At 71.2% G+C, this 21,403-nt stretch carries 20 protein-coding genes, 1 tRNA gene and 1 pseudogene; 5 read left to right on the forward strand and 17 right to left on the reverse strand.

Going from position 1 to position 21,403, the window contains the following annotated elements:
* The first annotated feature begins 41 nt into the window (after window positions 1-41).
* Entirely contained in the window at window positions 42-245 is a 204-nt protein-coding gene (locus OG990_RS17170) for a cold-shock protein (RefSeq protein ID WP_013283833.1), read from the forward strand.
* A gap of 743 nt (window positions 246-988) precedes the next feature.
* Window positions 989-1,123: a hypothetical protein gene (locus tag OG990_RS17175; protein WP_272618018.1), complete on the forward strand. Its 135-nt coding sequence runs from the start codon at window positions 989-991 to the stop codon at window positions 1,121-1,123.
* 239 nt (window positions 1,124-1,362) lie between these two features.
* Here OG990_RS17175 and OG990_RS17180 read toward each other — a convergent pair whose 3' ends face one another.
* A complete protein-coding gene (locus OG990_RS17180) occupies window positions 1,363-1,584 on the reverse strand; it encodes an alpha/beta fold hydrolase (RefSeq protein WP_406081480.1) in 222 nt (73 codons plus the stop codon).
* Between OG990_RS17180 and OG990_RS17185 the strand changes: the two genes are divergently transcribed.
* Both OG990_RS17185 and OG990_RS17190 read left to right on the forward strand, forming a co-directional pair.
* Entirely contained in the window at window positions 1,514-1,711 is a 198-nt protein-coding gene (locus tag OG990_RS17185; RefSeq protein ID WP_406081999.1) for a hypothetical protein, read from the forward strand. The genes OG990_RS17180 and OG990_RS17185 overlap by 71 nt on opposite strands.
* Before the next feature lie 248 nt (window positions 1,712-1,959).
* Window positions 1,960-2,819 (forward strand): IS5 family transposase gene (locus OG990_RS17190; protein ID WP_406081789.1). Its coding sequence is split into 2 segments (ribosomal slippage): window positions 1,960-2,287 and window positions 2,287-2,819, totalling 861 coding nucleotides; the frame shifts between segments, so codons are not numbered across the junction.
* A gap of 174 nt (window positions 2,820-2,993) precedes the next feature.
* Here the strand turns inward: OG990_RS17190 and OG990_RS17195 are convergent.
* From OG990_RS17195 to ald, 12 genes and pseudogenes are all read right to left on the reverse strand, one after another.
* Window positions 2,994-3,947 carry a tyrosine-type recombinase/integrase gene (locus OG990_RS17195; protein WP_406081481.1) on the reverse strand — a complete coding sequence of 318 codons (954 nt, stop codon included), beginning with the start codon at window positions 3,945-3,947 and terminating at the stop codon, window positions 2,994-2,996.
* 117 nt (window positions 3,948-4,064) lie between these two features.
* Window positions 4,065-4,138 (reverse strand) — tRNA-Pro (locus OG990_RS17200).
* Window positions 4,139-4,334: 196 nt separating this feature from the next.
* The gene (gene der / locus OG990_RS17205; RefSeq protein WP_386990755.1) at window positions 4,335-5,738 is read right to left on the reverse strand and encodes a ribosome biogenesis GTPase Der; all 1,404 of its coding nucleotides are present in this window, start codon (window positions 5,736-5,738) and stop codon (window positions 4,335-4,337) included.
* Window positions 5,735-6,415, reverse strand: coding sequence for a (d)CMP kinase (cmk, locus tag OG990_RS17210; RefSeq protein ID WP_406081483.1), 681 nt, complete (start codon window positions 6,413-6,415; stop codon window positions 5,735-5,737). The genes der and cmk overlap by 4 nt, the downstream gene beginning before the upstream one ends.
* A gap of 194 nt (window positions 6,416-6,609) precedes the next feature.
* Window positions 6,610-7,380: a pseudouridine synthase gene (locus OG990_RS17215; RefSeq protein WP_406081485.1), complete on the reverse strand. Its 771-nt coding sequence runs from the start codon at window positions 7,378-7,380 to the stop codon at window positions 6,610-6,612.
* Window positions 7,367-8,242, reverse strand: coding sequence for an SMC-Scp complex subunit ScpB (gene scpB, locus OG990_RS17220; RefSeq protein ID WP_406081487.1), 876 nt, complete (start codon window positions 8,240-8,242; stop codon window positions 7,367-7,369). The genes OG990_RS17215 and scpB overlap by 14 nt, the downstream gene beginning before the upstream one ends.
* Before the next feature lie 18 nt (window positions 8,243-8,260).
* Window positions 8,261-9,640 (reverse strand): IS607 family element RNA-guided endonuclease TnpB, encoded by a 1,380-nt coding sequence (gene tnpB, locus OG990_RS17225; protein ID WP_406081488.1) that lies wholly within the window; start codon window positions 9,638-9,640, stop codon window positions 8,261-8,263.
* Window positions 9,637-10,217: pseudogene (locus OG990_RS17230) on the reverse strand (IS607 family transposase). The gene tnpB and the pseudogene OG990_RS17230 overlap by 4 nt, the downstream one beginning before the upstream one ends.
* 48 nt (window positions 10,218-10,265) lie before the next feature.
* Window positions 10,266-11,195, reverse strand: a complete 930-nt coding sequence (locus OG990_RS17235) for a segregation and condensation protein A (protein ID WP_406081791.1) — start codon at window positions 11,193-11,195, stop codon at window positions 10,266-10,268.
* Window positions 11,196-11,305: 110 nt separating this feature from the next.
* Entirely contained in the window at window positions 11,306-12,229 is a 924-nt protein-coding gene (locus tag OG990_RS17240) for a ParA family protein (RefSeq protein ID WP_386990838.1), read from the reverse strand.
* A 181-nt stretch (window positions 12,230-12,410) separates the two neighbouring features.
* A complete protein-coding gene (locus OG990_RS17245) occupies window positions 12,411-13,394 on the reverse strand; it encodes a site-specific tyrosine recombinase XerD (RefSeq protein ID WP_406081793.1) in 984 nt (327 codons plus the stop codon).
* Between the two features lie 20 nt (window positions 13,395-13,414).
* Window positions 13,415-14,530: an alanine dehydrogenase gene (ald, locus tag OG990_RS17250; protein ID WP_328414256.1), complete on the reverse strand. Its 1,116-nt coding sequence runs from the start codon at window positions 14,528-14,530 to the stop codon at window positions 13,415-13,417.
* A 293-nt stretch (window positions 14,531-14,823) separates the two neighbouring features.
* Between ald and OG990_RS17255 the strand changes: the two genes are divergently transcribed.
* On the forward strand, window positions 14,824-15,081 hold the full coding sequence (locus OG990_RS17255; protein ID WP_328414254.1) for a TM2 domain-containing protein: 258 nt from the start codon (window positions 14,824-14,826) through the stop codon (window positions 15,079-15,081).
* Window positions 15,082-15,174: 93 nt separating this feature from the next.
* Here the strand turns inward: OG990_RS17255 and OG990_RS17260 are convergent, their stop codons facing one another.
* The 4 genes from OG990_RS17260 to OG990_RS17275 all read right to left on the reverse strand — a co-directional run bounded on the left by OG990_RS17260 (window position 15,175) and on the right by OG990_RS17275 (window position 21,365).
* Window positions 15,175-15,780 carry an NUDIX domain-containing protein gene (locus tag OG990_RS17260; RefSeq protein WP_406081490.1) on the reverse strand — a complete coding sequence of 202 codons (606 nt, stop codon included), beginning with the start codon at window positions 15,778-15,780 and terminating at the stop codon, window positions 15,175-15,177.
* The gene (locus OG990_RS17265) at window positions 15,777-17,528 is read right to left on the reverse strand and encodes a CTP synthase (RefSeq protein ID WP_328414251.1); all 1,752 of its coding nucleotides are present in this window, start codon (window positions 17,526-17,528) and stop codon (window positions 15,777-15,779) included. Before OG990_RS17265 ends, OG990_RS17260 begins: the two co-directional genes overlap by 4 nt.
* 163 nt (window positions 17,529-17,691) lie before the next feature.
* Complete coding sequence (locus tag OG990_RS17270) at window positions 17,692-20,181, reverse strand: hypothetical protein (protein ID WP_406081491.1); 2,490 nt, start codon at window positions 20,179-20,181, stop codon at window positions 17,692-17,694.
* Window positions 20,181-21,365, reverse strand: a complete 1,185-nt coding sequence (locus OG990_RS17275) for a glycosyltransferase family 4 protein (protein ID WP_406081492.1) — start codon at window positions 21,363-21,365, stop codon at window positions 20,181-20,183. The genes OG990_RS17270 and OG990_RS17275 overlap by 1 nt, the downstream gene beginning before the upstream one ends.
* Between the last annotated feature and the right edge of the window lie 38 nt (window positions 21,366-21,403).

Below are 21,403 nucleotides of genomic sequence, written 5' to 3' on the forward strand. Positions count from 1 at the left end.
GTCCGCACAGTGCGGTCTCTAACAGCCTGCGAGGAGCAGACATGACTACAGGTACCGTGAAGTGGTTCAACGCCGACAAGGGCTTCGGCTTCATCAGCCCGGACGACGGCGGCGCCGACGTCTTCGCCCACTTCTCCGCGATCTCGGCGAGCGGCTTCCGCAGCCTCGACGAGAATCAGAAGGTGGAGTTCGACATCACCCAAGGCCAGAAGGGCCCGCAGGCGGAGAACATCCGCCCGCTTTGATCCACACTCTGCGAACGGCGGCCCGACTGATTCAGCGGGCCGCCGTTCGGCGTTTCATGCGCTCACCACGGCATCTCAAAATCGTCTGATCGGCAGAAGTCCGGCCATCTCGGTGTAGCGAGTGGGTGGCGCAAACGAGCGCCGCAGCACCGACGCTGCCTGCGGCCGAAATGGATCGGCTACTCACCCTCGCAGCTGTCTAACCAGACAGCTCAGCGGACCGGGGCGATTTGAACCCACGAGAACCTCATGTCAAGCCTCCTCCTTCAAGGCTTGTCATTGGTTGTCAAAACCCCTTGTTACCAACCGTAGCCGCCCCGACCTTGTCATTGACTGTCAGAAATGGGCGCTGAGCTGCACAGACACGATCCAGCAATGATCGCATCTTGTCACTGGTTGTCATCCGCAGGCGGGGTTTTCGGGGGGTAAACGGGGCAGGCCGACAGGGCGTCGCCAGGACCCCGCCGCACCCCACGCCCCCACCATGGGACCTAAGGTCACCGAGAAAACGACCCATCGCGACCCGCCTACCGTAGGGATGGGGGTTCGTGTCGGTGGGGCGACACGATCTATTGCCCCACCACCGGCGATGCACTTCCCAACGTCGGCAAGAGCTGGAACAGCGTAGGGTCGGCGTGCAGTGAAGGATTCGCGCCCGCCGCGCGGGTCTTCCGTCACCTGCACGCCGCGATCAGGCGAGTACCACGCTGCACGTTCACCGACCTGCTCCAGGAGGTTCGATCATGTCCAAGGACTCGACGACCAAGGCGAACGTCAAGAAGAAGGGTAAGACGATCAAGGAGAAGCAGACTGCGAAGCGCCTGAAGCGCGACGAGCAGAACGGGCATTCCTCAAACATCGTGTCCACCGGGCGCTGACGCCGGCAGCATCGCTCAATTGTCCGAATGCGGCGATGAAGGTGGGGGCTGACGATCGTCGGATCCCCACCTGCCGCTGCGGCCGTAGAGCTGCGGCAGGGCCGCTCGGGTGGTGCACAGGGTGACGACCGCGAAGTTTCGCCGGGTTCGGATCCATCGGCTGCCTCACGGGTCGGATCACCCGCCGGGCGGTCGCCAGCGGCCCGGCGGGCGATGGAATGGCGGGGGATGGAGGAAGGTCAGTCCGTGGCTCGCGCAGCCTTCATGATGAGGCCGCTGACCGGCCCTGGCTGAGTGATCAGGGACAGGTGCCCGGCGCGAACCTGCACGGTACGGGCGTGGGCGCGAGAAGCCATGAACCGCTGCGCCGCGGGTGTGATGATCTCGTCCTTGGCGCCAACCAGGTACCAGGACGGAATGGGCTTCCAGGCCGGTGTGGAATTCCTCGGTCTCGCCGGCACCGAAATCCTCCTGCAAAGCCGGACCGCCCACGGCGCCGAACTGGTCGCCGCCGACCCAGCTACCGGCCAGCGCCGAGTGCTGACCTCACTACCCGACTATGCGCGGCTGATCGTCCCCGGCGACTAGAAGTGTTCGAGCCAGCACCAGCAGGGCCCAGCGCTCGTGAACAACGAGGGATTCGAACCCACGACAACTATTCGCCGACGCCAGCCCGGCCAGACGCCGCGAGTCCTACGCACTCTTGCGCCCGGACACCGTCAGCGGGCCTGGCTGACTACTCAGTGGTCTCGTTGTCGATCAGCCGACCAGCGGGAAGCCGGCTAGGGCGTGTCCTGCCGATCTTGTAGTGGTTGATCGTTGACGATGTGCCGGTGGTGCGTCGTGGTGAGTTGACCGATGAAGCGTGGGCGGTGATCGCGCCGCTGCTGCCGGAGCCGGGCGGTGCGCGGGGGCGGTGGCGCGATCACCGTCAGGTCGTTAACGGGATCTTGTGGAAGCTGCGGACCGGTGCGCCGTGGCGTGACCTGCCCGAACGGTATGGGCCGTGGAAGACCTGCCATGAGCGGCTGCGGCGCTGGACGGCCGACGGGACGTGGGATCGGATCCTCGCGGCGGCACAGGTGCATGACGACGGGACACCGGTGCAGTGGACGATCAGCGTGGACTCGTCGATCGTGCGGGCGCACGCCGCTGGCGCCCGCAAAAAGGGGGCTCCCCAACAAGTCCGGCGACGCCTGGTACGCAAGATGGCGAGGCCATCGGCCGATCCCGCGGAGGACTGAGCACGAAGATTCACCTCGCCGTCGACGGACGCGGCAGGCCGCTGTCGATCCTGCTCACTCCCGGCCAGGCCGGCGACAACCCTCAACTGTTGGCGTTGCTGGACGCGATCTGCGTCAACGAGCCCGGACCGGGTCGACCCCGCAAACGTCCCGAGGTGCTGATCGCGGACAAGGGCTACGCGCACGACTCGACCCGCCGAGCGTTGCGTCACCGCGGGATCCGGCACGTCATCCCCGAACGATCCGACCAGGTCGCCCGCCGCGCCGCCAAGGGCAGCAACGGAGGGCGGCCACCAGCCTTCGACAAGGCGATCTACCGCAAGCGCAACGTCGTGGAACGCTGCTTCAACCGGTTCAAGCAATGGCGTGACCTGGCCACCCGCTACGCCAAACGCGCATCTCTCTACCGCGCCAGCCTCGTCCTCATCGCCGCCATCATCTGGCTTCCATGATCGGCAGGACACGCCCTAATCCGATGCAGCTCTGTACGACAAGTCGTACCGGAATCTGCATCGGAGCCAGTACGCCGAACGCAGCCCTGACTCGACTCAGATACGCCGATCGATGACGAGGACAACGCGGTCGGCCAAGCCGGCATTCGAATCGACCGACCGCGTTGCCCGCGTCTACACCCCCTCCCCGATGCCCAGTTGCACCTGGATCTCCTGGGCGCGTTCGGCCGCCGCGCTGGCGCCGTAGTGCCGAGGCATGTCCTCGGAGGTCCAGCCCAGCAGCATCAGGTCGCCCGTGTTCCCGCCGGCACGCTTCCACTCATGGGCGAAGTTGTGCCGCCAGCGGTGGGCGTGCACGTTCGCGACGCCCGCGGCGAGACCCAACCGCTTCAGCCGAATCTTGATGCCGTTGGCCGCCAACCTCCGGCCGCCACGGTCGGCGAGCCACAGATCCGGCAGTTCCGAACCCTTGTGCTTGCCTCGCGCGCGCAGGTAGCGGCTGATGGCCCGTGCCGTCTTCGGCCCGAATCGCAGCCGGCGGTCGTTGGCACCCTTGCCGTGGTAGTGCACCGACTCCGTGTTGAGGTCGACGTCATCGAGCAGGAGGTTGCCGACCTCCGACAGACGCGCTCCGGTGTTGTAGTACAGGCGGATGATCGCCTCGTCGCGCAGGTGCGGAAAGGTCTTGCCCTTGCAGGCGTCGAGGAGCTTCTTCGTGTCCTCGTCCCGCATGATCGGGATCAGCTTCTGTGGCGTCTTGGGCTGTCGGACCCGATCCATCGGAGAGCGTTCGATGTCCTCCTCAGCCAGCAACCACTTGAAGAACTGCTGCAGACCTTTGTGCTTGTTCAGCGCGGTCGAGGGCGACCGGGTCTCGATCATCCACGCCTGAAACGCCTCCGCATGCCCCCGGGTCACTTCGGTGGGGTCCTCCGCAGCGTCGGCGGCATCGGGGTCGGGCGAGTGCTCGGCCAGGTAGCGGGCCAGTTGCGCCGCAGCGAGGCGGTAGTTGTACCGCGTCGTCTCCGGGTAGTTGCCCGCCCGGAGCGTCCGGTCCCAGTCGCGGAGGTATCCCGCCCAGGTCGTGGACAGGTCGGCGGTGAGCTTGTTGAGGTCCAGTAGAGGCATGTCCGGTCACCCGTCGAGTCATGGGGTCGATAAGCGGCGTGCTCGACCTCGACGAACCACCTTGAACACGAAAAAGAGGGTTTCCACAGGCTCTGACCTGTGGAAACCCTCTCGCTGTCGGGACGGCCGGATTCGAACCGACGACCCCTTGACCCCCAGTCAAGTGCGCTACCAAGCTGCGCCACGTCCCGCCCCCGCGTGGTTTCCCCCGCGACAGCCGGTACAGCTTAGCGCAGCAGCCCCTGGCCGTCCGCACAGGCCCCACCCGGGTCGCGGCACCACCGAACCACCGCACAACCCCTACAGCGTCCTAGGAGGATAGGTGGGAGGTTGGGTGGAAAAGTGCCGGATGGGCTAGGGCCCATCCGGCACTTTGCAGAGAGAACGTCAGCCGTGTGCCTTGCCTCGGCCGCCGGGGCCGAGCTTCTTGCGGGGGCGGACCGAGATCTCGATCGGGCTGCCCTCGTACCCGAACTCCTCGCGGAGCTTGCGCTCGACGAAGCGCTGGTAGCCGGCGTCCAGCGGGGCGGTGGTGAAGAGCACGAATCGCGGCGGTGCCACTCCGGCCTGGGTGGCGAACAGGATGCGCGGCGCGCGCCCACCGCGGATCGGGTGCGGGGTGGCCTGCACCAGCGCGGTCAGCCACTGGTTGAGGTGCGCGGTCGGTACCCGGGTCTCCCAGCTGGCCAGCGCCTTGTTCAGCGCCGGGGCCAGCTTGTCGACCGCCCGGCCGGTCATCGCCGACAGGTTCAACCGGATCGCCCAGGGGATGCGGCGCAGCTCCCGGTCGATCTCCTTGTCCAGGTAGTACCGGCGGTCGGCGTCGACCAGGTCCCACTTGTTGAACGCGATGACCAGCGCCCGGCCGGTTTCGGTGACCATCGACAGGATCCGCTGGTCCTGCTCGCTGATCGGTTCGCTGGCGTCCAGCAGCACCACGGCCACCTCGGCGGCCTCGATCGCCGCCGCGGTGCGCAGGCTGGCGTAGTACTCGGTGCCGCTGGCCTGGCCGACCCGCTTGCGCAGCCCGGCCGTGTCCACCAGCTGCCAGGTCTGACCGCCGATCTCGACCAGGCTGTCCACCGGGTCGACAGTGGTACCGGCGACCGAGTCGACGACCGCCCGCTCCTCGCCGGAGAAGCGGTTGAGCAGGCTGGACTTGCCCACGTTCGGCCGCCCGACCAGCGCCACCCGGCGCGGCCCGCGCGGCCGGTTCTCCACGATCGCCGGCGCCTCCGGCAGCGCGGCGAGGATGGCGTCCAGCAGGTCGCCGGAGCCCCGTCCGTGCAGCGCGGAGACCGGGAACGGCTCGCCGAGGCCCAGCGACCAGAGCGACGTCGCCTCCATCTCGATGGAGGTGTTGTCGGCCTTGTTCGCCACCAGGATCACCGGCTTGGCGCTGCGGCGCAGCATCTTCACCGCGGCCTCGTCCACGTCGGTGGAGCCCACCATCGCGTCGACCACGAAGAGCACCACGTCGGCGGTCACCACCGCCGTCTCGGCCTGCGCCGCGATGGCCGCAGCCCGATCCTTCGCGTCCGGTTCCCAACCGCCGGTGTCCACCACGGTGAACGCCCGGCCGTTCCACTGCGCGTCGTACGGCACCCGGTCCCGGGTCACCCCGGGGATGTCCTCGACGACCGCCTGCCGGCGGCCGATGATCCGGTTGACCAGTGTGGACTTACCCACGTTGGGGCGGCCGACCACGGCCACCACCGGCTGCGGGCCGGTCGGTTCCTCGACGGTGATGTCGGGCTCACGCAGCTCGACCCACCCTGCACCCTCGCTCATGCCACGCTCCGTTCGCTGAGCAGGTCCCGCAGCTGGGCCACGACCTCGTCGATGCCCAACTCGGTGGTGTCCAGCACCACGGCGTCCGGGGCCTGGGCCAGCGGGTTGACCTTGCGGGTCGAGTCGAGCCGGTCCCGGCGGGCCAGGTCCGCGGCGGTGGCCGCCACGTCGGCGGCGTCCTCGGCGCTGCGCCGGGCCGCCCGGGCCGCCTCAGAGGCGGTCAGGAAGACCTTCAGGTCGGCGTCCGGAGCCACCACCGAACCGATGTCACGGCCCTCGACCACGATCCGACCGGCGTTGCCGATCATCTCGCGCTGCCGGCCGACCAGCAGCTCACGGACCGCCGGCACCGCGGCGACGGCGGAGACCGCCCCGGTCACCTCGGCACCGCGGATCTCCGCGTCCACGCCAACCCCGTCGACGGTCACGCCGTACCCCTGCGGGTCGGTGCCGACGCGCAGGTCCACCTCGCCGGCGACCTTCGCCACCGACGCGGCGTCGGCGAGGTCGACGCCGGAGCGCAGCACGGCCCACGTGATCGCCCGGTACATCGCCCCGGTGTCCAGGTAGCGCGCACCGATGCTGACGGCGAGCCGCCGCGAGACGGTGGACTTACCCGAACCGGACGGCCCGTCCACAGCGACCACACATCGCCCGGCCCGTACGTTTTCCTCCACCGTCGTCCTCCTCAGCCCGTACCTCACGGATCGCCGGCCTTCCGGCGCCGCAAGCGGTTTGTTTATCGTCATCAATCATGCCCGCAGCTCGCCGCGCACCGCGCGCGGTGCCGCGCGACGCGACCCGCGCCACCCGCGCGGCCGCGTCCGGGCCGTCGGGGAGCCTACCGAAAGCCGTACCCCGAACCCGGGGGTCAGTCACCCACCGCGTTGAACAGCGCGGCGACCTCGGCGTTGGTCAACCGCCGGATCCGCCCGGTCCGCAGGTCACCCAGCCGGATGGGCCCGATCGAGGTACGCACCAGCCGCGTGACCGGGTGTCCGACCTCGGCCAGCAACCGCCGGACGATGTGTTTGCGCCCCTCGTGCAGGCTCAGCTCCACCTGGGCGGTCTTGCCCAGGGTGTCGACCACCTTGAACGAGTCGACCTTGACCGGCCCGTCCTCCAGCTCGACGCCGGCCAGCAGCCGCTTGCTCAGGTTGCGCGGGATCGGCCCAACCACCTCCGCGAGGTAGGTCTTCAGCACCTCGTACGAGGGGTGCATGAGCTTGTGCGCGAGGGTGCCGTCGTTGGTGAGCAGCAGCAGGCCCTCGCTGTCCGCGTCGAGCCGCCCGACGTGGTAGACCCGCTGCTCCACCCGGTTGCCAATGAACTCGGCCAGCTCGTTGCGTCCCTTATCGTCCGCCATGGTGGTAACCACCCCGCGCGGCTTGTTCATCGCCACGTAGACCAGGCGAGTGTCGACCTGGAGGCGCTCGCCGTCCACGTGGATCACCGCGATGGCCGGGTCGACCTTGTCGCCGAGCTTGGCCACCCGCCCGTCCACGGTGACCCGGCGGCGGAAGATCAGGTCCTCGCAGGCACGCCGGGAACCCACGCCGGCGGCGGCGAGCACCTTCTGCAGGCGCTCGGCACCCTCGTAGACGGGGGCGTCGGGTTTGGGGGAACGGTTATCGGGTCGCATCAGCAAGCTCTTCTACGTCGTCGGGCAGGAAGGGTGCGAGTGGCGGCAGCTCGTCGACGGTGTTCAGCCCGAGCTTTTCCAGGAACAGCGTGGTGGTCCGGTAGAGGAACGCCCCGCTGTCCGGTTCGGCGCCGCACTCCTCGACAAGGCCGCGAGTTACCAGCGTACGGATGACCCCATCGCAGTTCACACCCCGGATGGCCGAGATCCGCGAACGGGTCACCGGCTGCTTGTAGGCGACCACGGCCAGCGTCTCCAGCGCCGCCTGGGTCAGCCGTACGGACTGCCCGTCCAACACGAACCGTTCGACATAGGTCGCGTATTCCGGCCGGGTGTACAGCCGCCAACCACCAGCCGCCCTACGCAGCTCGAACCCGTGCCCGGCGGCGGTGTAGCCGGCCGCGATCTCGTCGAGCATCGGCCCGACCCGCTCAGCCGGCTGCTCCAGCACCTGGGCCAGGATCAACTCGCTGACCGGCTCGTCCACCACCAGCAGGATCGCCTCCAACGCGCCGCGCAGCTCGGCGTCGGACAGCTCCGGCGCAGGCTCCGGCGCGACCGGCGCCCGCCGCCGCGCCACCACTTGCCGACGGCGTACGTCCCCAGCCCCGCCCCCGTCCGATTCGCCAACGCCCGCCTCCCCCACGTCAGGCTCCCCCGAGTTCTCGGAGGATTTCGGTCCCTGAAGGGGCAGTTCCTCTCCGAGATCTTGCGCGGCGGGTGCTAGAGCCGACACCCCCGGGGGGACGTCCTCGCTGTCCGAATCGGGCGTGGTGGGGGCGGGCGGGCGCGGGCGTTCCCATGGCGGGACCCAGGCAGAGGCCTGGTCGGCCAGCGAGTCCCGGCGTTCCTCGTCACTCATCCCGCTCACCGTCACCTTTCAGTGTGCTTTGCTGAGCACACGGTTGGTAGTCCCGCCTTGCGGTGGGACGGTCCCGGTCTGACCCGCGGGTGCGGTGCCGGGTTCACGCTTCACAGCCACCTGCCCACGTACGCGGGTCTTCTGGTCGGCTCCACGTGCTGCCACCGGGCCACTCCCGGCGGTGTCGCACTCAGCCGCCAGGGCGGCCAAGTTGAGCGCGGCGTTGCGGTCACGATTCATGACCAGGCCGCACGCCTCACAGTGGTATGCACGCTCGGACAGGGCGAGCTTGGTTTTCACCGCGCCGCAACCCGAGCAGGTCTTCGAGGACGGATACCAGCGGTCGGCCACGATCAGCCGACCGCCGTTCCAGGTGGTCTTGTAGGCGAGCTGGCGGCGGATCTCGGCGAATCCGGCGTCGGCAAGGTGTCGGGCCAGGCGTCGGTTGCGCAGCATCCCGGCGACGTGGAGGTCTTCTACCACGATGGTGCCGTGCTCGCGCGCAAGGCGGGTGGTGAGCTTGTGCAGGCCGTCGCGGCGCAGGTTCGCCACCCGGGCGTGCCCTCGGGCCAGCAGCGCGGACGCTCGCTGCCACCGGTTCGAGGGCCGCCGGCCGGTGCGCCGATCCGGGCCGATCTTGCGGGACAGAGCTCGTCCGAGGGTCCGCAGCCGACCCTGAGCAGCGTCGAGGTACCGCGGGTTCGGTACCAGCTCACCCGTTGATAGCGCCGCGAGGTGCTTGATGCCGACGTCCACGCCGACAACGCTGGTCGGCCGAGCCGGGGGGCGCTCGGCGCGCTCGACCTCGACGCAGAAGGAGACGTGCCACCGGCCGCAGTCACGCCGGACGATGGCGGACATAATCCGAGCGGTGCCGTTGTCAATGCGCCGGGCCAGCTTGCGGGCCGACTCGTGCAGCTTCAACCGGCCCAGCCGCGGCAGCACTACATGCTTGCGGTCCGGCTCGACGCGGATCGTGCCAGTGGTGAACCGCACCGAAGGGGTGGTGCGGCGGCGGGACTTGAAGCGCGGAAAGCCGACCGGCCGTCCCGCGCGTCTGCCGCTGCGGAAATCGGTCCAGTTCTTTAACGAGCGGGCGAGGGCGTCGAGGCCGGTGTTGAACGCCTCTTTCGAGCACTCCCGCCACCACGGTGCCACATCCGCTTTGGCGGCGTTCCACGCCTTGCGCAGGGCGGGCAGCGACCACGAGATCGGCTCAGTTAGCTGGTCGTCCGCGACACCGTAGGTACGCTCAGCGGCCCGCTGGTCCATAACTGCCTTCACGCGGGCGAGCGCCCAGTTGTGCACAACCCGGGCCGCCCCAGCGTGAGCGAGCACGTCGCGCTCCCGAGCTGGTGTGAGGTCAAGCGCGAACCGGTACGCCTGCATCGTCCTCATGCCGAGCCGCCCCGTACGGAGGCTTCGACCGCGCGGCGGGCGCGGCTTCCGGTGGCGCGGCGACCGTACAAACACGCGCACGACGAGGTGAGGATTTCCGTCACGTCACGCACCAAGTCGTCGGCACCCTCGGCCGGTCGACTACCAGCAGTCGACGGCCCCGAGCGGCGAGCGCGGCCGCCACGTACTCGGCGCCGAAGCGAGCGAACCGGCCCCGGTGTTCGACCACAGTCGTTGACATGCTCGGCTTACGCAGCAGCCCGGAGAACCTCTTGCGGTGGCCGTTGACTGCGGACCCAACCTCGGTCAGCACCCGCGAAACCGCAAGCTGAGGGCCCGTTGTCCACCTAACGACCCGGGCGACCTGCCAATCCAAGTCTGCCTCTTGCTCGGCCGACGAGACGCGGGCGTACACAACGACCAGCCCGCCAACCGGCACGACCCCAGCCATCGGCTCACCGACCATGATGAGCCGACCCAACCGGTATGTGAAAACAGACAATGCCCCGACCGCACACTGCCGCCGCGCGGTGATATGCGCGACACCCTGCGGCGCCGTCCACTCCTTCAGGTTCACAGCGATCACCAGCTCATCTAAGAGCGCCAAAGTTGCTCGACACGCAAACTACTGGAAACCCTCCGTCGCTCCCGCCCCGCCCGGTGCCTCGACTTCCCCGGCCTCCCCCATCACCGCCGACTCGGCCTCGCCGGTCGGCTCCGGGTCGGCCGGGGTGCCGGCGTACTCGTCGACGTGCAGGTCGGTGTCGCCGTCGACCGGGCCGGTCCAGCGCACAGTCAGCTCCTCCAGAGCCTGCTCCTGCACGAACGCCACCAGCCCCTCCCGGTACAGCTCCAGCAGCGCGAGGAACCGGGCTACCACCTCCAGCGTGGCCTCGCAGTCGGCGCAGAGCAGCGAGAAGGTTGCCGTGCCGGCCCGGCGCAGCCGGCCGGCGAGGATCGCCGCGTGCTCCCGGACGCTGACCCGGACCATGTGCACGTGGGCGATGGAGACCTCCGGCACCGGTTTCGGGGTCATCGCCTTCACGGCCAGTTTCAGCAGTCGCTGTGGGCCGATGCCGAGCACCAGGTCGGGCAGTGCCTCGGCGTACCGGGGCTCCAGGCTGACCGCCCGTGGGTACCGCCGACCGCCGACCGCCTCCAGCTCGGCGATGTGCGCCGCCGCCTCCTTGTACGCCTTGTACTGCAACAGCCGGGCGAAGAGCAGGTCCCGTGCCTCCAGCAGGGCGAGGTCCGCCTCGTCCTCCACCTCGGCGGCGGGCAGCAGGCGCGCGGCCTTCAGGTCGAGCAGGGTGGCGGCGATCAGCAGGAACTCGCTGGCCTCGTCCAGGTCCCATTTGTCGCCCATGGCGCGGATGTAGGCGATGAACTCGTCGGTGACCTTGTGCAGGGCCACCTCGGTGACGTCGAGTTTGTGCTTGCCGATCAGTTGCAGCAGCAGGTCGAACGGGCCGGTGAAGTTGGCCAGCCGGACGGTGAACCCGGAGGTCTCGGGGGCGTCCCCGGCGGGCAGCACACCGTCGACCTCGGCGGCCAGCTCGGCGGCGACCGTCGGGGCGGTGGCCTCGGGCGGCCCGGCCGGCGGGTCGAGGGGTGGCGCGGTCACCGGACGACCGTAGTCCACGAGACGGACACCGGGCGTTCCGGCTACCGCTCCGACTGGGCGGCGATCACCTCACGGGCCAGCTGACGGTAGTTACGCGCCCCGGAGGACGCCGGGTCCAGGGTGGTGATCGGCGCACCGGCCACGGTGGACTCGGGGAACTTCACCGTCTTGGTGATGACGGTCTGGTAGACCTTGTCGCCGAACGCCTCCACGACCCGCTGGAGCACCTGCCGGCAGTGCGTGGTGCGGCTGTCGTACATGGTGGCGAGGATGCCCTCGAGCTCCAGGTCGAAGTTGAGCCGCTCGCGCACCTTGTCGATGGTGTCCAGCAGCAGCGCCACACCGCGCAGGCTGAAGAACTCGCATTCGAGCGGGATGAGCACCCCGTGCGCGACGGTCAGCGCGTTGATCGCCAGCAGGCCGAGCGAGGGCTGGCAGTCGATCAGGATGTAGTCGTACTCCTTGCGGACGTTGCGCAGCACCCGGGCCAGGGCCATCTCCCGGGCCACCTCGTTGACGAGCTGGATCTCGGCGGCGGAGAGGTCGATGTTGGCCGGCAGCAGGTGCAGGCCCGCCACGTCGGTCTTGATGAGGACGTCCTCGGCGATGACGTCGTCCTGCATGAGCAGGTTGTAGACGGACAGGTCGAGGTTGTGCGGGTTGACCCCCAGCCCCACCGAGAGCGCGCCCTGCGGGTCGAAGTCGACCAGCAGCACCTTGCGGCCGTACTCGGCCAGCGCCGCGCCCAGGTTGATGGTCGTGGTGGTCTTGCCGACGCCGCCCTTCTGGTTGGCCATCGCGATGATGCGCGCCGGACCGTGCCGATCAGTGGGCATCGGCTCGGGAATGGGCTTGCGCATCGTGTAGGCCGCCGGATCCGCCGGACCCAGGTCCGCACCGAGCGTGGCCTGCTGCTCGCGGAGCTCCGACGTCCAGGTCTCGGCACGGTCACCGTTGCCAGCCATGTCCTCGTTTGCCCCCTCCCGACGACCCACCCGGCGTCGGAGCCGTCCGACGTCCTTCGCGGCGCCGCTGCGCACCCCGGTCGTGTCGCCCCAGGAGGTCCGCGCCGATGCCGACTGTACGCCACCGACCAGCAGGGGGTTCGGCACCGGCCCGGCGTGTCGGGACCGACCCCGACCGGGCTCAGCCGAGGGCGCGCGGGTGGGCGGTGGCGTACACCTCGCGCAGCCGCTCCACAGTGACCAGGGTGTAGACCTGGGTGGTGGTCACCGACGCATGACCGAGCAACTCCTGGACCACCCGTACGTCGGCGCCGCCGTCGAGCAGGTGGGTGGCGTAGGAGTGGCGCAGGGTGTGCGGGGAGACCGCGGCGGGCCCGTCGACCGGTAGCCCGGCTCGGCCGGCGGCGCGGCGCAGGATGGCCCAGGCGCCCTGCCGGGTCAGTGCTCCGCCGCGCGCGTTGAGGAAGACCGCCGGGGTGCCCCGGCCGGCGGCGGCCAGCCCGGGCCGGGCCCGGACCAGGTAGGCGCGCACCGCCTCGACGGCGTACCCGCCGATCGGCACCAGCCGCATCCGGCCGCCCTTGCCGCGCAGCAGCGCGGTGCCCTCGTCGGTGTCGAGGTCGTCCACGGCGGCGCCGACCGCCTCGGAGATCCGCGCGCCGGTGCCGTACAGGAATTCCAGCAGCGCCCGGTCGCGCAGCGCCAGCGGCGCGCCGTCACCGGTCGCGGTGACCGGGCCGGCGGTCTCCAGCAGCCGGACCACGTCGTCGACCGGCAACGCGCGGGGCAGCCGGCGCGGCGGGGTGGGCGGGCGGACGTCGCGGCTGGGGTCGGCGCCGGCCAGGCCCTCCCGCAGGGCGAAGCGGTGCAGGCCGCGCACCGCGCTGGCCGCGCGGGCGGCGGAGGAGACCGCCAGCGGGGGGTGCGCGTCGTCGCCGGCGCGCAGCCGGGCCAGGTGCGATTCGACGACGCCGGCGCCGACCGACGCGAGGTCGGCGACGCCGGCGTCGACCAGGGTCGCGAGGTAACGGTCCAGATCCCGGCGGTACGAGGCCAGGGTGTTCGCGGACAGGCCACGCTCGACGGTGAGGTGGTCGAGGTAGCCGCGCACGGCGCGGCGCAGGGCCGGCGCGGGCTGCTCGCCCGCGCCGGCCGGGGCCGCAATGCCGGTCAGCCCGCCACCGCTCAGGCCAGCGCGTCGGCCAGCGGGAGCACGCTCATGCCGTGCGCCTCGGCGACCGGGCCGTAGGTGACCTGGCCGTCGTGGGTGTTCAGGCCCAGCGCCAGCGCCGGGTCGCGGCGCAGCGCCTCGCGCCAGCCCTGGTTGGCCAGCTCGAGGGCGTACGGCAGGGTGACGTTGGTCAGCGCGTAGGTGCTGGTGTTCGGCACCGCGCCGGGCATGTTCGCCACGCAGTAGAAGATCGACTCGTGGACCTTGTAGACCGGGTCGGCGTGCGTGGTCGGGCGCGAGTCCTCGAAGCAGCCGCCCTGGTCGATGGCGATGTCGACGAGAACGCTGCCCTGCTTCATCCGGGAGACCAACTCGTTGGAGATCAGGGTCGGCGCCTTGGCGCCGGGCACGAGCACGGCGCCGATGACCAGGTCGGCGTCGAGCACGGCCCGCTCGATCTCGTACGCGTTGGACGCGACGGTCTGCAGGTGGCCGCGGTAGATGGCGTCGGCCTGGCGCAGCCGGGCGACGTTCTTGTCCAGCAGCAGCACCTCGGACTGGAGGCCCAGCGCGATGGCGGCGGCGTTCATGCCGGAGACGCCGGCGCCGATGACCACGGTCTTGGCCGCGTACACGCCGGAGACGCCGCCGGGCAGTACGCCGCGTCCACCGCCGGTACGCATCATGTAGAAGGCGCCCACCTGCGGGGCGAGCCGGCCGGCCACCTCGGACATCGGGGCGAGCAGCGGCAGCGACCGGTCGGGCAGCTCGACGGTCTCGTACGCGATGGCGGTGACCTTCCGGTCGACCAGCGCGTCGGTGCAGACCTTGGAGGCGGCCAGGTGCAGGTAGGTGAAGAGCACCTGCCCCTCGCGCATCCGGTGGTACTCCTCGGCGATCGGCTCCTTGACCTTGAGCACCAGCTCGGCGGTCTCCCACACCTCGTCGGCGGTGGCCAGGATCTTGGCGCCCGCCGCGGCGAACTCCTCATCGGTGATGCTGGAGCCGACCCCGGCGCCGGACTCGACGAAGACCTGGTGACCGCTGCGGGTGAACTCGTTGACGCCCGCCGGCGTGATCGCCACGCGGTACTCGTGGTTCTTGACCTCGCGAGGGATTCCGACCTTCACGATGCAGACACCTCTCTTCGGGGCTGCTCTCCCCCGACTGCTCGGTGCCGCGATGGCCCCATTGCCACCACGGTCCACCGGTCCTGCCGGCGGCAGTCTAGGCGCGCCCGGCGCCGCCGCGAGCCAGCACAGTGGCAATCGGTGCCCGGGTGTCCTGACGGAGTGTCAGGGCGACCGACCGGGCCGGCGGTGGGAGGCCACCTCAGCCGACAGGACAATGTTCGCCCATTATCGTCCCATCTGGCGGATACCGGTGCGGACAAGGAGCGAGTGGATCACTAGTGTGTCGGCCCATGACCACTCCTCAATACCAGCCGGGGTACGCCCCCGGTTACTCCGACAAGAGCAAGGTCGTCGCGGGCATCCTCGGCATCCTGCTCGGCACCTTCGGCGCCGGTCGGTTCTACACCGGACACACCAAGATCGCTGTGCTGCAGCTCGTGGTGAGCCTCGTGACCTGTGGCGTCGGGGCGCTCTGGGGCGTCATCGACGGCATCCTCATCCTGGTGAACGGCGGCACGGACGCGCAGGGCCGGCCGCTGCGCGACTGACCGTCGGACCAACGCGAAGGGGCCCCGCGGCACGCCGCGGGGCCCCTCTGCGTGTACTCCTCGCCGGTGCCACGTGTGCGGCCCCGGCGACTCTCAGCGCGGCAACGGCGCGTCCGCGCGGCGCAGCGCCGACCAGCCGGTGTCCCGGGCGCGAGCCGCGGCCAGCAGCCCGGCCACCGCGGAGGCGTTGGTGATCTCGCCGGCCAGGACCATGCCGACCGCCTCGTCCAGGTCGATCCGGACGATCTGGAGGTCGGCCTCCTCGTCGCTGCGCTCATGGCGCTCATCGGCCGGCACGTCGGCCAACTCCCGGGCCAGGTAGACCCGGACCAGCTCGTTGGTGAACCCGGGCGAGCTGTGCAGGTCGACCAGCGCGTCGATGCGGCCGGCGGTGAGGTCGGCCTCCTCGGCCAACTCCCGCAACGCGGCGGCCGGCAACTCCTCGCCGGAGACGTCCATCAGCCCGGCCGGCAGCTCCCACAGGTGCCGCCCGACCGGGTGCCGGTACTGCCGGATCAGCACCACCTGGCCGGCGTCGTCGAGCGCCACCACGGCCACCGCCCCGACGTGCCGAACGAGGTCCCGCCGCGCGGTCCCGCCGCCCGGCATGGTCACCTCCTCGCTGACCACGTTGAAGATCCGGCCCCGATAACGCTCCTCGCTGGAGCGCACCTCGTAGCGGTGCTCGACAGCGCTCACGACGCGGACGTCGCCTTCGTCGCGGCGCCGTTGCGGGCCGCCTTACGCGCCGTCGGGGCCTCCGTGGCCGCGTCCAGGTCGACCGGCAACTGGTCGGCCTGCGAGTACGCCACGGCGGCCTTGACGAACGAGGCGAACAGCGGGTGCGGGCGGGTGGGGCGGCTCTTCAGCTCCGGGTGCGCCTGGGTGGCCACGAAGAACGGGTGCAGACCCCGGTCCAGCTCGATGAACTCGACCAGCCGACCGTCCGGCGAGGTGCCGGAGATGTGCAGGCCGGCCTTGGTCAGCGCGTCCCGGTAGGCGTTGTTCACCTCGTAGCGGTGCCGGTGCCGCTCACTGATGTCAGTGCTGCCGTACGCCTCGGCGACGATCGAGCCCTCGGTCAACGTCGCCGGGTACGCCCCGAGCCGCATGGTGCCGCCCAGGTCGCCCTTGCCGGCGACGATGTCCTCCTGGTCGGCCATCGTGGCGATGACCGGATGCTTGGCCTGCTCGTCGAACTCCAGGGAGTTGGCGCCGTCCAGGCCGGCCAGGTGCCGGGCCACGTCGATCGTCATGCACTGCAGGCCGAGACAGAGGCCGAGCAGCGGGATGCCGTTCTCCCGGGCGTACCGGGCGGTGCCGATCTTGCCCTCGATGCCGCGTACCCCGAACCCGCCGGGGATGAGGATGCCGTCCACGCCGGCCAGGGCCGCCGCGGCGCCGGCCGGGGTGACGCACTCGTCGCTGGGCACCCAGCGCAGCTGCACCCGGGCCCGGTGGCCGAAGCCGGCCGCCCGGATCGCCTCACTCACCGACAGGTACGCGTCGGGCAGGTCGACGTACTTGCCGACCACCGCGACCGTGACCGTGTGCCGGGGCCGGTGCACCCGCTCCAGCAGGTCGTCCCAGCTGGCCCAGTCCACGTCCCGGAAGGAGAGCCCGAGCCGGCGCACCACGTACGCGTCCAGCCCCTCACGGTGCAGCACCTTCGGGATGTCGTAGATGCTCGGCGCGTCCGGCGCCGCGACGACCGCCTCGGCGTCGACGTCGCAGTAGAGCGACAGCTTCTCCTTGAGCTTCTGCGGGATCTCCCGGTCGCAGCGCAGCACGATGGCGTCCGGCTGGATGCCGATGTTGCGCAACTGCGCCACCGAGTGCTGGGTCGGCTTGGTCTTCAGCTCACCCGACGGCGCCAGGTACGGCACCAGCGAAACGTGCAGGTAGAAGCAGTTGTCCCGGCCCAGGTCGTGGCGGACCTGACGGATCGCCTCCAGGAACGGCAGCGACTCGATGTCGCCGACCGTGCCGCCGACCTCGGTGATCACCACGTCGGGCAGGTGACCGTCGTCGTCCGGGTCGGCCATCGCCACGATCCGCGACTTGATCTCGTTGGTGATGTGCGGGATGACCTGGACGGTGTCACCCAGGTACTCGCCGCGCCGCTCCTTGGCGATCACGTCGGAGTAGATCTGGCCGGTGGTGACGTTCGCCTTACCGGACAACGCCCGGTCCAGGAACCGCTCGTAGTGCCCGACGTCGAGGTCGGTCTCGGCGCCGTCCTCGGTGACGAAGACCTCGCCGTGCTGGAACGGGTTCATCGTTCCGGGGTCGACGTTGAGGTAGGGGTCGAGTTTCTGCATCACCACGCGCAGCCCGCGCGCGGTCAACAGGTTGCCGAGGCTGGAGGCGGTGAGGCCCTTACCCAGCGAGGAGGCGACGCCCCCGGTGACGAAAATGTGCCTGGTCGTCCGTGCTGATGGGGCCAAGGCCTGCTCCCGTGTCGTCTGTCGCGGTCATGCAGACCGCCGTGCTTGATCAGCAAAATTGATCACGCGATCCACGGGATTCCACGGTAACACCTCCCGAGCGGGTACTCGCAGGCCGCACCCGGCTGGGACACCAACGGGCCATCACGACGACGCCCGACGCTCAGGGAGCGGCCACCTCGCTCGACGACCGGGTGCCCTCCCGGGGCGGCCCCGCCACCGTCGGGGTGACCTCCTCCGACGGATCGGCCGGTCGCTGCGCCGGCGCCACGGGCGACCCCGCCGGGGCGTTCGGCATCGGCCCTCCCGAGGGCGGCTCAACCGGTTCGTCAGCGCTGGAGCCGTCGCTGGCCCGGTCAGCCGGCACGTCGGGAACCGCGGGTGACGCGACCGGCCGTGGTGGACCGGCGGGTGCGCCGCTGATCGGACGGGGGTGCACCGCGCCCAAGGGCCCACCACCGCCGGTCGGGCCGTCGCCACCACCGGCCGGACCAGCGCCGCCGGAGCCGGAGCCGGAATCGTCGTCGGCACCGTCGTCGCGAGCGCGGCTCCCGCCCGGACGGGTCCGGTCGGCGGCGTGCCCGAGCACCCGCAGCGAGGCCAGCGCGGCCATCGGCACCACCAACGCGGCGGCGGCGCCCGCGACGTCCAGCGCCGCGCCGTCGAGCACGCCACCGAGCACCGCGGCGACCGCGGTGCCGGCCAGTGCGGCCCGGACGGCCGGGTAGATGCCGAACAGCCGCATCAGCCCGCCCCACGGCTGCAACAGGGCGAACCACACCAACAGCGCCCCGGCCAGAGCCAGCACGGTCAGCGGACTGTTGACCAACGTCTCGAAGTTCTCCGTGCTGGACCGGTGCATGGCGAACCCGCCGGTGCCGTCGCCGATGGCGGACAGGAACCGGCCCAGGCTGCCCCGCTCCGCCGCCGGACGGCGCAGGTCCACCACGGCGAAGCCGATGCCGACCGCCAGGGCGGCCATGGTGGCCCAGGCCAGCCGGCTGATCGTCAACCAACCGCCAGCGCTGATCACCGCGGCCACGCTCAGCCCGGCGGTGAGCGCGATCGCACCGATCGGGTCGGCACCCAGATACGGGCTCCCGACCACCACCACGGCGAGCCCACCCACGGCCACCATCACCGCCGGCCGCCAACCGCGGTGCACCCGCTGGGCGAGCCAGCCACCACTCAACAGCGCGCCGGCCAGGAACACCCCCAGCCCGACCGTGCTCAGGCCGGCGTACCGGCCACCCTGCAACGCCGAGTAACCGACCACCCCGTTGAGCTGGAGGCGGGCGCCGGTGAGCACGTCCAGCCCGACGACAAGGGTGGTGAGGCCGGCCACCGCGCCGAACGGGCCGAGGGTGCCGGCGTACCCGGGGGTGAACCGGACCGCCGCGGTGCCGGCCGCCACCAGCAGCGCGGTGACACCGGCGAAGATCCAACCGGGGTGCTCGCCCCGCCACCAGGGCACCGCGTCGGCGAGCAGCGCGGCCGGCACGGTCAACGCCGCCGCCACCAGCACCAGCTCCGCCACCGACATGACCCGCCCGGACACCGGCATCGGCCCACTCGGGCCCGCGTGCGGGCGTGCCCGGCGCAGCAGCGGCAGCACCGCGAGGGCCAGCAGCACCTGCACCCCGGCGAGCAGGGTGAAGAACCCACCGGAGACCGTCCGCTGGGCGGCCGCCTCCCGGTCGGCGTCCGCCGGAGCGTTGATCGCCTCCGCCAGGTCGGCCGGACGACCGTCCGTACTCACCGCCGGCCGACCGAGGAAGAGCCGCTCCGGCATCGGCCGACCCAGCGCGGCCAGGGCGGTCGGTGCGAGGTCGACAAGTTGCAGATACCCGTCCCGCCCCGTGCTGGCCGAGGTGAGCCAGCCCCGCTCCCAGCCCGGCCCGTCGGCGACCGCCACGTGCAACCGGGACGGCTGGGCGGTATCGGAGATCCCGGCGACCAGCACCAGCGACCGCGGCGGCCGGGCAGCCAGCACCCGAGCCAGCTGAGCGTCCGCCGCACGGGCCTCCTCGGCGCGCACCGCAGGATCGGACCCGTCGACCGTGCCCAGGTCGACGATGCTCAGCACACACGAGCCGAGCAGCCCACGCGGATCCTCCGGCAGCGCGGAGGCGTACCGGTCGACCCGGCCGAACGGACGGGCGGCCGCCACGGCCGCGCCCGGGCCGACCGCGACCGAGCAGCGCACCGACTCCGCCAGCGACCCCGGCACTGTGCCCCAGGGCAGCACCTGCTGGTTGTAGTGGACCACGCTCTCCTGGTCGGGCAGGTTCGCGCCGATGCCGTCCGGTTGCTCGACGGCCACCCCCGTCGCCGGGCAGCCACCGGCCGTCCGGCTGCCGTTCCAGGCCGCGAAGCTGCCCGCACCCAGGGTCAACCACCCGTCCACCGGGCAGGTGGGCCGGTGCGCGGAGCGCACCGACAGCGAACCGATCGACCCGTCCTGGGCCATCCGCCACAGCGTCGGGGTGCTCTGCGGATCCACGTCCTCCCAGCGCAGCCCCGCGATCCCGGCGAGCACCACGAAGTCGGCGGTGCGCTGCGGGGTGCCCTGGGGTGGGCGGGCCGCCAACGCGGTGATGCCCAGCGCCACCACGAGCACGGTCAACAGGGCAGGGGCGAGTCGGCGCAGCATCACCGGTGTCCCGTCATCGGGGCGTCGGAGTCCGGGGCCGCCGGACCGGCAGGGTCCGCAGCCAACTCGCCGTACAGGGCGGCCAGCGCCGCGACGGTGTCCGCCTCGGTGGGCCACGTCGCCGCCCGCTCGGCGCCACGCCGGCCCAACTCGGCGCGGGCCGCCGGGTCGTCCAGCAGCGCGCGCACCGCCGCGTCGACCGCGTCCACGTCGCCGGCGGGGACCAGCGTGGCGGCGTCGCCGACCAGCTCCGGCAGCCCGCCGACCGCGGTGGCCACCAGCGGTACGCCGGCCCGCAGCGCCTCCTGCGCGAAGAGCTGCCGGGCCTCCCAGTCGCTGGTCACCACCGCGAGGTCCGCGCCGGCGAGCAGGTCGGCCACATCGGTGCGGTGCCCCAGCAGGGTCACCGGGGCGCGGGCCGCGGACGTCCGGGCGGCCAACGGCAGGTAGGCCGGGCCACTCCCGGCGATCACCACGACCGGCGGCGGTGTGCGGGTACGCCAGCGGGCCGCCGCGTCGATCAGCACGTCGTAGCGCTTCTGCGGGTGCAGCCGACCGACCGAGACGATCAGCGGCTGATCCGGGCGGACACTGAACTCGGCCCGGACGGCGGCCGGCCGTCGGCGCGGCGCGGGCAGCGTCGGCGCGGCGACCGGGGCGAGCCGGGCATCGGCGGCGCCCAGCGCGGCAGCCCGTTGCACCAGGTCCGCGGAGGCGCCGAGGGCCACCCGGGCACCCCGGGCCACCACCCGCTCGGCGAGCCGGGACACACCGCCCCGCAGCCCGCCCGCGAGCACCGCGTTGTGCCAGGTGACGATCAGCGGGGCGGACGGGCGGGCCAGCACGGCCACCAACCCGGCCCGCAGCCCGTGCGCGTGCACCACATCGACCTGCTCGGCGGCGAGCGTCCGGCGCAGGGCGAGCACCGCGCGCGCGTCGGCCGGGGTCGGGCTGGCCGGGATCTCCACCGGCTGGAAACGCGCGCCGACACCGGTGAAGTCGAACTGCTCCTGCGTCGCCGCCGGCCCGCAGACCAGCACGCTGGCGCCGGCCGCCACGAGACCACGCGCCACCGAACGGACGTGCTGGCCCACTCCGCCGGTGCTGGAGGCGAGCAGCAGCGCAATGGTGCCCGACCATCCGGTGGGCAGAATGGGCAGGCCCGGCTCACTCCTCGCGCTCACCGAGCCGCCGCCGTTCGCGACTGCGGGGCTCGCAAATC

Origin of the sequence: Micromonospora sp. NBC_00858 (assembly GCF_045207365.1) — a bacterium.
Taxonomy (GTDB): Bacteria; Actinomycetota; Actinomycetes; order Mycobacteriales; family Micromonosporaceae; genus Micromonospora.